The 12,226-nt window shown below is 59.5% G+C and carries 10 protein-coding genes; 2 read left to right on the forward strand and 8 right to left on the reverse strand.

What is annotated here, in order from left to right; all coding sequences use genetic code 11:
• Positions 1-175 precede the first annotated feature (175 nt).
• The 7 genes from purU to JJD66_RS07670 all read right to left on the reverse strand — a co-directional run bounded on the left by purU (position 176) and on the right by JJD66_RS07670 (position 8,645).
• Positions 176-1,033, reverse strand: a complete 858-nt coding sequence (purU, locus tag JJD66_RS07640; protein WP_005792124.1) for a formyltetrahydrofolate deformylase — start codon at positions 1,031-1,033, stop codon at positions 176-178.
• A gap of 10 nt (positions 1,034-1,043) precedes the next feature.
• Positions 1,044-1,676: a sarcosine oxidase subunit gamma gene (locus JJD66_RS07645; protein ID WP_003194852.1), complete on the reverse strand. Its 633-nt coding sequence runs from the start codon at positions 1,674-1,676 to the stop codon at positions 1,044-1,046.
• A 123-nt stretch (positions 1,677-1,799) separates the two neighbouring features.
• On the reverse strand, positions 1,800-4,817 hold the full coding sequence (locus JJD66_RS07650; RefSeq protein WP_200647901.1) for a sarcosine oxidase subunit alpha: 3,018 nt from the start codon (positions 4,815-4,817) through the stop codon (positions 1,800-1,802).
• Positions 4,814-5,116, reverse strand: coding sequence for a sarcosine oxidase subunit delta (locus JJD66_RS07655; protein WP_003194855.1), 303 nt, complete (start codon positions 5,114-5,116; stop codon positions 4,814-4,816). The genes JJD66_RS07650 and JJD66_RS07655 overlap by 4 nt, the downstream gene beginning before the upstream one ends.
• Positions 5,117-5,131: 15 nt before the next feature.
• Positions 5,132-6,382: a sarcosine oxidase subunit beta gene (locus tag JJD66_RS07660; RefSeq protein ID WP_003176546.1), complete on the reverse strand. Its 1,251-nt coding sequence runs from the start codon at positions 6,380-6,382 to the stop codon at positions 5,132-5,134.
• Positions 6,383-6,404: 22 nt separating this feature from the next.
• The gene (locus JJD66_RS07665; RefSeq protein ID WP_200647902.1) at positions 6,405-7,658 is read right to left on the reverse strand and encodes a serine hydroxymethyltransferase; all 1,254 of its coding nucleotides are present in this window, start codon (positions 7,656-7,658) and stop codon (positions 6,405-6,407) included.
• 258 nt (positions 7,659-7,916) lie between these two features.
• Positions 7,917-8,645: a TraX family protein gene (locus JJD66_RS07670; RefSeq protein WP_200647903.1), complete on the reverse strand. Its 729-nt coding sequence runs from the start codon at positions 8,643-8,645 to the stop codon at positions 7,917-7,919.
• A gap of 90 nt (positions 8,646-8,735) precedes the next feature.
• Here JJD66_RS07670 and JJD66_RS07675 point away from each other — a divergent pair, with 90 nt between their 5' ends.
• Both JJD66_RS07675 and JJD66_RS07680 read left to right on the forward strand, forming a co-directional pair.
• Positions 8,736-9,776 carry a threonine aldolase family protein gene (locus tag JJD66_RS07675; RefSeq protein ID WP_003194862.1) on the forward strand — a complete coding sequence of 347 codons (1,041 nt, stop codon included), beginning with the start codon at positions 8,736-8,738 and terminating at the stop codon, positions 9,774-9,776.
• 193 nt (positions 9,777-9,969) lie between these two features.
• Positions 9,970-10,170, forward strand: coding sequence for a hypothetical protein (locus tag JJD66_RS07680; protein WP_034129068.1), 201 nt, complete (start codon positions 9,970-9,972; stop codon positions 10,168-10,170).
• A 73-nt stretch (positions 10,171-10,243) separates the two neighbouring features.
• On the opposite strand, the gene JJD66_RS07685 is transcribed toward JJD66_RS07680, so the two are convergent.
• Positions 10,244-12,061 (reverse strand): flavin monoamine oxidase family protein, encoded by a 1,818-nt coding sequence (locus JJD66_RS07685; protein ID WP_105228788.1) that lies wholly within the window; start codon positions 12,059-12,061, stop codon positions 10,244-10,246.
• Positions 12,062-12,226 lie beyond the last annotated feature (165 nt).

Below are 12,226 nucleotides of genomic sequence, written 5' to 3' on the forward strand. Positions count from 1 at the left end.
ACCTCGCTGTTGTTTTTATGGAACTGCGTTGCCCTTGGGGCAGCGCGTTAAGTGCTCGGGTACAGATGCTGTTTCTTGTGTTGCTTGTAAGGGCCTCATCGCAGGCAAGCCAGCTCCCACAGTGGATCGGGTTCACACATCCAGGAATGGGAGCTGGCTTGCCTGCGATAGTGATCTAAAGAACGACGGTGCGATTGGCGTTCAAGAACACCCGCCGCTCGATGTGATACCCCACCGCCCGCGCCAATGTGAGCCCTTCGATATCCCGCCCCTTGGCAATCAAATCTTCGGGATAGTGGCTGTGATCCACCACTTCCACGCCCTGGGCGATGATCGGCCCTTCATCCAGATCGTTGTTGATGTAATGCGCCGTGGCGCCCACCAGTTTCACGCCCTTGTTGTACGCCTGGTGATACGGCTTGGCGCCTTTAAACCCCGGCAGCAACGAGTGATGAATATTGATGGCCTTGCCATCGAGCTTGCGACACAGCTCCGGTGACAGCACCTGCATGTAGCGCGCAAGGATCACCAGTTCGGCGCCGGTGTCTTCCACCACTTGCCACACCTGGCGCTCCTGGGACGGTTTGTCGTTGGGGTCGAGCGGGAAATGGTAGTAGGGAATCTGGTGCCAGTCGGCCAAGGGTTTCAGATCGGGATGGTTGGAAACCACCGCGACTACATCCATCGACAACTGGCCGATGCGCTGGCGATACAGCAGGTCGTTGAGGCAGTGATCGGCCTTGGAGACCATGATCACCACTTTGGGCCGGTAGTTCGGCGCCGTCAGTTCGAAGATCATGCCAAAGGCTTCACCACGGGTGGCCAAGCCATCGCGGAACGCCTGCTCGTCAAAGCCGTCAGGCTGACGGAACTCAACACGAATGAAAAACCGTCCCGAGAGGCGGTCATCAAACGAATGGTGCTCGGTGACGTAGCAGCCTTGCTCAAACAGGTAGCGGGTGACCGCGTCCACCGTGCCGAGCACGCTGGGGCAGTCGGCGGTCAAAATCCATGTATCGGGTGCGCGGCTCATGGGCGATTCCTCAGGCTTGAACGCTCAAACCGAATTCGGCCGAGGCATCCTGCAACCACAACCACCAGTAATCCGAGAAGCTGCGACGGATCAGCAGTTCCCAGGTGTCTTCAGCCGTATGACGGATCACCAGTTGCGACTTGGCGAACACCGTACCCACGGCTTTGCCGACCGGAAAGTTGTTGGGGTGTACGTCGTAGCTGGTGGACTTCATCAGCACATCGCGCACATTCGGGCCGCTCAGTTCAAGAATCTGCTGGCCGCCGCTGACGTTGACGATCTGGATATGCAAGTCGCCCAAGGCGGCGCGCAGGTTTTGCTCGGCGGCAAACTCTTCACCGCTCGGCACGATCAACAGCCACTCATCCGGGCCGAGCCACTGAAGGCTGGTTTCACCTTTGAAGACCACACTCAGCGGGCCGGGCAGTTCGATACCGACGGCCTTGTGTACGCCGGCGGCGAAGGCGGCGTCGTGGCCATCGCCACGGATAGTGAGGTGGCCGAGGAGTTTCTTTTCACGCACGGTCACGCCGGCATTCTTGCGGCCCTTGCCGACCAGGCTGGCAAGGTCGGCATGGTGCAGCGACGACTCGGCCTTGGCGCCGGTGGTGGGGCGTTGTTGGTAAACATTGGCTGCTGTCATAGAGCACCTGTCTCAATTCTGTGGTGACTGTTCTGGCCTCATCGCGGGCAAGCCCGACTCCCACAGGGGAATGCATTCCACGTGTGGGAGCTGGCTTGCCTGCGATGCAGGCGCCTCGGTCTATCAGATGTTCTGCCGATCACCTTTGGGATCAAAGAACACCGAAGACACAATCTCGGCCTCGATCACGCTGCCATCCGCTTGCGGCGAGAACACCCGCTGACAGATGCGCTTCAAGCCGCCCTTCACCACACCCATGGCAAACGAATAGCCCAGGGAGTTATGCGCATAACTTGAGGTAACGTGACCCACCATCTTCATCGGAATCGTCTGCTTCGGATCGAACACCAACTGCGCGCCTTCCGGCAGCCACACGTTCGGGTCGATCGGCTTGAGCCCCACCAACTGCTTGCGCTCTTCACGCACGCAGTCTTCACGGTTCATCCCGCGCCAGCCGATCCACGAGAACGGCTTGGTACGGCCAACGCACCAGCCCATGTTCAGGTCGTCCGGGGTCATAGAGCCGTCGGTGTCTTGCCCGACGATGATGAAGCCCTTCTCGGCCCGCAGTACGTGCATGGTCTCGGTGCCGTACGGGGTCAGGTTGTACTTTTTGCCGGCCTCGACGATCTTTTCCAGCACGCCCATGGCGTAGTCGGCCTGCACGTTGACTTCGTACGACAGCTCACCGGTAAACGAGATACGGAACACCCGCGCCGGCACGCCGCCCACCAGGCCTTCCTTCCAGGTCATGAACGGGAAACCGTCCTTGTCCAGGTCGATGTCGGTGACTTCACTGAGCAGCTTGCGGCTGTTGGGGCCCGACAGGGTCATGGTTGCCCAATGGTCGGTGACCGAGGTGAAGTACACCTTGAGGTCCGGCCATTCGGTCTGCTGATAGATTTCCAGCCATTGCAGCACGCGGGCGGCGCCGCCGGTGGTGGTGGTCATCAGGAAGTGGTTGTCGGCCAGACAGGCCGTCACGCCGTCGTCGAAGACCATGCCATCTTCCTTGCACATCAGGCCGTAGCGCGCCTTGCCCACGTCGAGCTTGGTCCAGGCGTTGGTGTAGATGCGGTTGAGGAACTCGCGGGCATCCGGGCCCTGAATGTCGATCTTGCCGAGGGTGGACGCGTCCAGCAGGCCGACGCTATCACGCACGGCCAGGCATTCGCGCTTCACTGCGGCGTGCAGGTCTTCACCGTTACGCGGGAAATACCACGGGCGTTTCCACTGGCCGACGTCTTCAAACTCGGCGCCGTTCTTCACGTGCCAGGCCTGCAGCGCGGTGTAGCGTACCGGCTCGAAGATATGCCCACAGTGACGGCCCGCTACGGCGCCGAACGTCACCGGCGTGTAGTTGGGACGGAACATGGTGGTGCCCATCTGCGGGATGGTCACGTTCAACGAACGGGCGGCGATGGCCAGGCCGTTGACGTTACCCAGCTTGCCCTGGTCAGTGCCGAAGCCCAGCGCGGTGTAGCGTTTGACGTGCTCCACCGACTCGAAACCTTCGCGGGTGGCCAGTTCGATGGCGGCGGCGGTCACGTCGTTTTGCAGGTCGACAAACTGCTTTGGCGCCCGTGCGGTAGCTTTTTCGTGGGGCACCTGGAACAGCGCCAGGGTGGGTTCTTCAAGACGGCTCAAGGCTTTTGGCAGCGTGCCTTCAACCGGGGCAAAACCGGCTTCGCTGGCCGCACGCACGCCGCCTTCAAAGCCATCAGCGAGGGAATCGCCAAGGCCGTAGACACCGTTGATACCGCCCACGCACACGCGTTTTTGCGGTGCTTCACCGGGTACAAACCCGAGAATATCTTCACGCCAGGTCGGCTTGCCGCCCAGGTGCGAAGCCAGGTGCACCACCGGGCTGTAACCGCCGGAGCTGGCGACCAGGTCGCAGTCCAGCCATTCGCCGGGGCTGGTCACTTTATGCGCCTTGACGTCGATGGCAGCCACGCGGGCGCCGGTTACGTGCTTACTGCCACGGGCCTCGATCACGGCGCTGCCGGTGAGGATGCGAATACCTTTGGCGCGAGCTTCTTCAACCAGAGCCCCGCGTGGGTTGTGGCGCGCATCGGCCACCGCAACAACGGTGAGGCCCGCATCGAACCAATCCAGCGCAACGCGGTAGGCATGATCGTTGTTGGTCGACAGCAGCAGCTTTTTACCCGGTGCCACGCCGTAGCGACGCACGTAGGTAGACACCGCACCCGCGAGCATATTGCCCGGCACATCGTTGTTCCCATACACCAGCGGACGCTCGCACGCACCGGTGGCCAACACCACACGCTTGGCACGTACGCGGTGGATGCGCTGACGCACCACGCCAATCGGCGCACGGTCACCGAGATGGTCGGTGAGACGCTCGTGAATGGTCAGAAAGTTATGGTCGTGGTAACCGTTGACGGTGGCGCGGGGCAGCAGCACCACGTCTGGCAGGGCTTTCAATTCGGCAATGACGCTGGCAACCCATTCAGTGGCCGGCTTGCCATCGAGGCTTTCACGGGAATCGAGCAGCGAACCACCAAATTCTTCCTGCTCGTCGGCGATGATCACCCGAGCACCGCTGCGCGCAGCGGCCAATGCTGCGGCGAGACCAGCGGGGCCCGCGCCCACGACCAGCACGTCGCAATGACGGTTGAAGTTGTCGTAGGTGTCCGGGTCGTTCTCGGTGGGCGAACGGCCAAGGCCCGCCGCCTTGCGGATGTACTTCTCGTAGGTCATCCAGAACGATTGCGGGTACATGAAGGTTTTGTAGTAGAAACCCGGCGGCATCAGCTTGCCGCCGACCTTGCCGAGAATCCCCATCATGTCGTTGTTCACGCTCGGCCAGCCGTTGGTGCTGGTAGCAACCAAGCCTTGGTACAGCGCCTGTTGGGTGGCGCGCACGTTGGGGATCTGCGTGGCTTCGGTGGCGCCGATCTGCAGCACCGCGTTCGGCTCTTCGGCGCCCGCGGCGAAGATGCCCCGTGGGCGCGAATATTTGAAGCTGCGACCAATGATGTCGACGCCGTTGGCCAGCAGGGCTGCGGCCAGGGTGTCGCCTTCAAAGCCTTTGTAGCTCTGACCGTTGAACGTAAACGTCAGGACCTTATTACGGTCGATGCGGCCACCGTTGGACAGGCGATTGATCTGGCTCATACCTTCTCTCCAGAGGCCTTGGCGGTGAACTGAGGCTTCTCACCGATCTTGTAGGTTTCAAGAATTTCGTAGGTCACAGTGTCGCGGGTGGCGTTGAAATACTGACGGCAACCGGCGGCGTGGATCCACAGTTCGTGGTGCAGGCCGCGCGGGTTATCGCGAAAGAACATGTAGTCGCCCCACTGCTCGTCGGTGCAGGCATTCGGGTCCAGCGGGCGCGGGATGTGCGCTTGGCCGGACGCGTGGAATTCCTCTTCGGAGCGCAGTTCGCCACAGTGAGGACAGAAGATATGCAACATAGGGAATTTCTCCTGTTAGTGGGCGACGGCCGCAGCGCCGTGTTCGTCGATCAGCGCACCGTTGTGGAAACGGTCGATGGAAAAAGGTGCGGCCAGCGGGTGCATTTCACCCTTGGCCAGGCTGGCGGCAAATACGTTGCCTGAGCCTGGGGTGGCCTTGAAGCCGCCCGTACCCCAACCGCAGTTGAAGAACATGTTCGGTACCGGGGTCTTAGAGATGATCGGGCAGGCATCCGGCGTGGTGTCGACGATGCCGCCCCACTGGCGGTTCATGCGCACCCGCGACAGCACCGGGAACATCTCGACGATAGCCTGGATGGTGTGCTCGATCACCGGGTACGAACCGCGCTGGCCGTAACCGTTGTAGCCGTCGATACCGGCGCCGATCACCAGGTCGCCCTTGTCGGATTGGCTGATGTAACCGTGCACGGCGTTGGACATGATCACGCTGTCGATAATCGGCTTGATCGGCTCCGACACCAGGGCTTGCAGCGGGTGGGATTCGATCGGCAGGCGGAAGCCCGCCAGCGAAGCCATGTGCCCGGAGTTACCGGCAGTCACCACACCGACGCGCTTGGCGCCGATAAAGCCCTTGTTGGTTTCCACACCGATGCATACGCCGTTTTCCTTGCGGAACCCGATCACTTCGGTCTGCTGGATCAGGTCCACGCCCAAGGCATCGGCAGCACGGGCAAAGCCCCAGGCCACGGCATCGTGACGGGCTACGCCGCCGCGGCGTTGCACGGTGGCGCCGAGCACCGGGTAGCGGGTGTTCTTGGAGCAATCCAGATACGGAATCTCGTCGGCCACTTGCTGGGCATTCAGCAGCTCGCCGTCCACACCGTTGAGGCGGTTGGCGCTCACTCGGCGCTCGGAATCACGGATGTCCTGCAGGGTGTGGCACAGGTTGTACACGCCACGCTGGGAGAACATCACGTTGTAGTTCAGGTCCTGGGACAAACCTTCCCAGAGTTTCATGGCGTGTTCGTACAGGTGCGCCGACTCGTCCCACAGGTAGTTGGAACGCACGATGGTGGTGTTGCGCGCGGTGTTACCGCCGCCCAGCCAGCCTTTCTCGACCACCGCCACGTTGGTGATGCCGTGTTCCTTGGCCAGGTAGTAGGCGGTCGCCAGACCATGCCCGCCGCCGCCGACGATGACCACGTCGTAGACCTTTTTAGGGGTCGGCGTGCGCCACATCTTCTGCCAGTTTTCGTGATGGCTGAGGGAGTGCTTGAAGAGGCCGAAGCCTGAGTAGCGTTGCATAGTCATTACTCCAAAACCGCGCTCAGCGATAAACCGGGAAATCAGCGCACAGGGCAGACACGTGCTTGGCCACGTTGGCCTCGACGTCGGCGTCGCCGAGGTTGTCGAGGATGTCGCAGATCCAGCCGGCCAGCTCGACGCACTGCGGCACTTTGAAGCCACGGGTGGTCACCGCCGGGGTACCGATGCGCAGGCCCGAGGTCACGAACGGCGACTGCGGGTCATTCGGCACCGCGTTCTTGTTGACGGTGATGTGGGCGCGACCCAAGGCGGCGTCCGCCTCTTTGCCGGTGAGGCCCTGGCGGATCAGGCTGACCAGGAACAGGTGGTTGTCGGTGCCGCCGGAGACCACATCGTAGCCACGCTTGATGAACACTTCGGCCATGGCCTGGGCGTTATCGATCACTTGTTGCTGGTAAGCCTTGAAGCCAGGCTCCAGCGCTTCCTTGAAACACACGGCCTTGCCGGCGATCACGTGCATCAGTGGGCCGCCCTGGGCGCCGGGAAATACCGCAGCGTTGAGTTTCTTTTCGATTTCTTCGTTGGCCTTGGCCAGGATCAAACCGCCCCGTGGACCGCGCAGGGTCTTGTGGGTGGTGGTGGTGACCACGTCGGCGTAAGGCAGCGGGTTCGGGTACAGGCCGGCGGCAACCAGGCCGGCGACGTGGGCCATGTCGACGAACAGCAGCGCGCCTACCTTGTCGGCGATCTGACGAAAGCGTGGAAAATCCAGAGTCTTGGAGTAGGCCGAGAAACCTGCCACCACCATCTTCGGCTTGTGCTCGACTGCCAGGCGCTCGACTTCGTCGTAGTCGATCAGGCCGGTGTCGGTGTTGATGCCGTACTGCACCGCGTTATACAGCTTGCCCGAGGACGACACTTTGGCGCCGTGGGTCAGGTGACCGCCGTGGGCCAGGCTCATGCCCAGAATGGTGTCGCCGGCATTGATCAGCGCCAGGTACACGGCGCCGTTGGCGGAGGAACCGGAGTGCGGTTGCACGTTGGCGTAATCGGCACCGAACAGCCGCTTGGCGCGCTCGATGGCCAGGGCTTCGACCTTGTCCACATGCTCGCAGCCGCCGTAGTAGCGCTTACCCGGGTAGCCTTCGGCGTATTTGTTGGTAAGGCCACTGCCTTGAGCTTCCATTACGCGCTTGCTGGTGTAGTTCTCCGACGCGATCAGCTCGATATGATCTTCCTGGCGCTGCTCCTCGGCATTCATCGCCGCCAGCAGTGCGTCGTCATATCCCTGGATCTGGTCTTGTTTGCTGAACATCGCGTCTCTCCCAGCCTTTCGTATTGTTGAGGCCCTCGCAGGGCCCTTTGATGCGATGGTAGGGCTGGCGCGTGCGGGCCAAATGCCTGCGCACGCCACGCAAAGGTGCGTTTACGACATGGCCTGAGCAAATGCTAACTGGGTGCCTACAAACTGTAGGAGCGAGCTTGCTCGCGAAAAACCTGAGGGCGCCGCGTTCAATCAGGCAGCCCGCGTTATTGTTGACGTTTTTCGCGAGCAAGCTCGCTCCTACAAGGGCTAGGCAATGAGCTTGCGAACGAGTAGCAACAGAAGAAAATGCATGGGATACAGGGCATAGGCCCAGCGGCGCATGGCGGGGGGTTTGGCGTTTTTGCCATGTCGCAATAAGACCAATCCTGCCAGCGGCGCAATCAGACATGCAGCCAAACCCAACAGCGCCACAAGCGTGCCGCTATTGAGCAGAATCTGCCACTGATTGGCGGCGACGCAGACTAAACCCGGCAGCACGCTGAAATACCAGGGCCGGCGAAACACCAGCAATAACGCCAGTGGCAGCAATACACCAAAGAAACCGAACATCAACTGGTGTGAAAACACGGCCGCCATTGTGACGGCGATCAGCGCCAATCCTCGATCAACCAACGCCTTTTGCTGCCAACCTCGGGCAACCAGCATGCCCAGCGCCAGGGTCGGCAACACGTTCAAGGTATCGGCATCTTCGATGAACATCCGATAAGGCACTTCGCTGATCACGCTGAACAGCAGCAACCAACCCAGGTAGCGCCAATGGCCCGTCACTGGGGCGTAACGGACACGGTGCAAATTGGCCGCAATCGCCAGGCAAAACCATGGAAACGCCAGGCGCCCCGGCACATATAGCCCATCCAGGCTCAGCCCCACATAGCGCAAATGATCGAGCACCATACTCAACAGCGCCAGCCACTTGAGCAGATCCAAAGCGCCATCTCGGACAGGTCCGACAGGCAAGGTTTCAGTACCGTGCATAATTCCCCAACGACTTTGCATTTACAGTGCGTGCGTGCCCCCGGCAATCTTGGGTAAAGTGCGCACCAACATCGACCACAGGAACGGGCCATGACCGACAAGAGCCAACAATTTGCCAGCGACAACTATTCCGGCATCTGCCCGGAAGCCTGGGCCGCCATGGAACAAGCCAACCAGGGCCATCAACGTGCCTACGGCGATGATGAATGGACCCACCGCGCCGCCGACGGTTTCCGCAATCTGTTCGAGACCGACTGCGAGGTGTTCTTCGCCTTCAACGGTACAGCTGCCAACTCCCTGGCGCTGTCATCGTTGTGCCAGAGCTACCATAGCGTGATTTGCTCGGAAACTGCCCACGTCGAGACCGACGAATGCGGCGCGCCGGAGTTTTTCTCCAACGGCTCCAAATTGTTGGTTGCCCGCACCGAAAACGGCAAGCTGACCCCGGAGTCGATCCGTGAGATCGCCCTCAAGCGCCAGGACATTCACTACCCCAAACCCCGCGTAGTCACCCTGACCCAAGCCACCGAAGTCGGCAGCGTGTACACCCCGGAAGAAATCCGCGCCATCAGCGCCACCTGCAAGGAACTGGGCCTGAACCTGCACATGGACGGCGCACGCTTCGCCAATGCCTGTGCATTCCTGGGTTGCTCACCGGCCGACCTGACCTGGAAAGCCGGCGTCGACGTGCTGTGCTTTGGCGGCACCAAAAACGGCATGGCGGTAGGTGAAGCCATCCTGTTCTTCAATCACAAACTGGCTGAAGACTTCGACTATCGCTGCAAACAGGCCGGTCAGTTGGCGTCGAAAATGCGCTTTCTTTCTGCGCCATGGGTGGGCCTGCTGGAAAATGACGCCTGGCTCAAGCATGCACGCCACGCCAACCATTGCGCGCAATTGCTAAGCAGCTTGGTGGCGGATATTCCCGGCGTGGAATTGATGTTCCCGGTACAGGCCAACGGCGTGTTCCTGCAACTCTCCGAGCCCGCGATTGCAGCGCTGACTGCCAAGGGCTGGCGTTTCTACACCTTCATCGGCAAAGGCGGTGCGCGCTTCATGTGTGCGTGGGATACCGAGGAAGAGCGTGTAAGGGAATTGGCTGCCGATATTCGGGAAGTGATGAACGCTTAACGTACGAATTCGGCCAGTTGGTACTGGCCGATTGCCGAGACTGTTTTTTGATATTTCTGAGGGCCACGCAGCTCGTTTTCATTGTCTAGCCTCTCGTTACCCGCAAGGAAAACGCAGCGGTAACTGCCACCTTTCGGGTTTCACCGCCAGCCGAATAATCGGCAGCAAAGGCACATCAATGGAGAGCTTTATCATGGAATATCAAAGCAATGGCAACACACTGCAAAGCGGCGGCAGCACTAGCACCACGGTCATTGACTGGGATGAGTTCAGGAAACACGCCAAGGTCGGGGACACCATTCAGGAGTCATCAAGGACGCTGACCATCTACGACAAAGCCTACGAATTGACAAACTCAGGCCAGCACTTCGTTGTCCATATCTATGCCCAATAACTGTTAACACCGCAGGCCGCGCCGCAGCCTCATGACCTGCGGCGCGGTCCGAAAAAGCTGGGTTACCTGTTACCTACAAAGCCTTCGGCTGGAGCTCCATCCATTCATCAATGGGGCCACTGTTACCGTCAAAGGTGCCGCCATCAAATATCACCGCCAGCTTATTAACTGCATTCAAGGCAGTGGTCACTGCGCCTTCCGCCCAGCCGCCAGTAAAGGACACATCGTCCCCCGCCAGAATGAACCCATCGGGTGTTTTAGCAGACACACCGTTCATGAACTGCGAAAACAATAGGCGCTGGTATTCGTACTGCCCAGGCAAGTTCATCTTGAAAGCTCCGAGAAAAAACGGCTGTTCTTCCCAGTTGATTTCGACAAAGGGATCGGTCATGCCGAACTCCGCCGCAAGGTCCAACTGATGGTGGGCATACACCGAGTCCAACAAGGTCGAACATAGCGCAACATGGGAAGGCAAAGGCGCAGCCCGATCCCCCAGAAACTTGAGGCTGTCGTCGTTCCAGGTATAAGACAAAAACATTCCGCTGCCCTTGTAGGCGCCTTGACTCGCAGCGTAATCCAACAGATAAGTGCCACGGGTAATCCGGTCCGATAAGGTCACACTCATCTTGTATTGATAGTCCACCCCGACATCAGTCCAGAAAGGCCGCTTAGTCCGGGCAAAAATCTTGGCCGACTGCATGTAATGGGTGTACATCACCGCCTCCCATTCTTTGACAGACAGCAGGCTATTCATGGCGTTGAAATGATCGTCGCCGCTCATATAGCGAAACTTGTCCAGAATCCGCTTGTGGGGCGTGTAGATCACGGCAGGAAAGGTGTATTGGTATTCGCTCCCCTGGTTATGATCAAAGATGTACACGTCGAATTCGCCGTCTTGCCGTCTTATGATCTGCCGCACTTCCTGCCCGAAAACCTGGGGAATGACTTGAGCGCTCAAGCTTTCGACGGTCGTACCCGAAGGCCAGTGGGCCACGCTGTCGCCCATCGCATCCGGGCTACGCGCCCATAGCCGACGAGGCAGTTCAGTGGAGCCGTCGTACATCAACTTATGGTTGGTATCCAGGCCGGTGTACAGCACCCGTAACACCTCTAGAAAGCAGTTTGGATAGTCGGTATTCCACCCTCCTGTACCAAAACCGATCTGGCCAAACAAATCAATGTCCTCACGACTCCAACCGGCCTGCTCCACCATGGCGGCAAAAAAGCTGAGATTGTCCCAACCGGCATCCAGTATCGCATTCCACAACGTCTTGATCTTCGCCTGGTCAAGGCTGCCCTCGGACATTGCAGCTTCCATCTCAGTGAAATGGATCGGGGCCTGCTCCAGAAAAACCTCAAACAACTTACGCTCGATTTCCAGATATTCATCGGGCAAATTCTTGCCTTCGTAATAGACCTGTTTTTGTTGATAGTCGACTACCGTACTGGGGGTTGCAGCCGAGCCAGGGTTGGGAAAGTCCGCCGAGTTGGCGGTCATGCCGACCTTGTCGAAATAGTGCATCAGCGCCTTGCCGGAAACGGGGAAACGCATGGCCCCCATTTCACAGATGACACTGTTGGCCGGGTCTTGTGGGTCGCCCACCACCTGGGAATAGAGTCGCCCACCCATGCGATGACTGGCCTCCACAACCACGGGATGCAAACCCATGCGCAGGGCTTCATAAGCCGCGACAAGGCCGGCGACGCCAGCCCCCACGATCAATACCTTACTGCCGTGGGCACTGCTGGAAACCTGCGCCAGTGCCGTCCCGTTGCTGGCCGCCTGGTTGAGGAAACGGGCGTAGTGAAAAGGGAAATCGGGGATAAGCGCGGTGACATCATTGCTCAGTAAGCGCGCAGCGCTTTTGGTACGGGAAGGTATAGCAGACATGTCGAGCATCCTTGGCTGAAAAAAGGACGTCCACCTACTGCTCTATTACGAAGGGCGACAACGACGCGTTCGACCATCAGCGTAGAAGATTGTAGGAATTGGCTCTATACCACTTGGAAATAACAAAGCCTATTGTCAGTCAAACCTCACCTCCGCAAGGTTTTG

This window comes from Pseudomonas sp. MF6751 (genome assembly GCF_016613265.1).
Lineage (GTDB): Bacteria > Pseudomonadota > Gammaproteobacteria > Pseudomonadales > Pseudomonadaceae > Aquipseudomonas > Aquipseudomonas fluorescens_BV.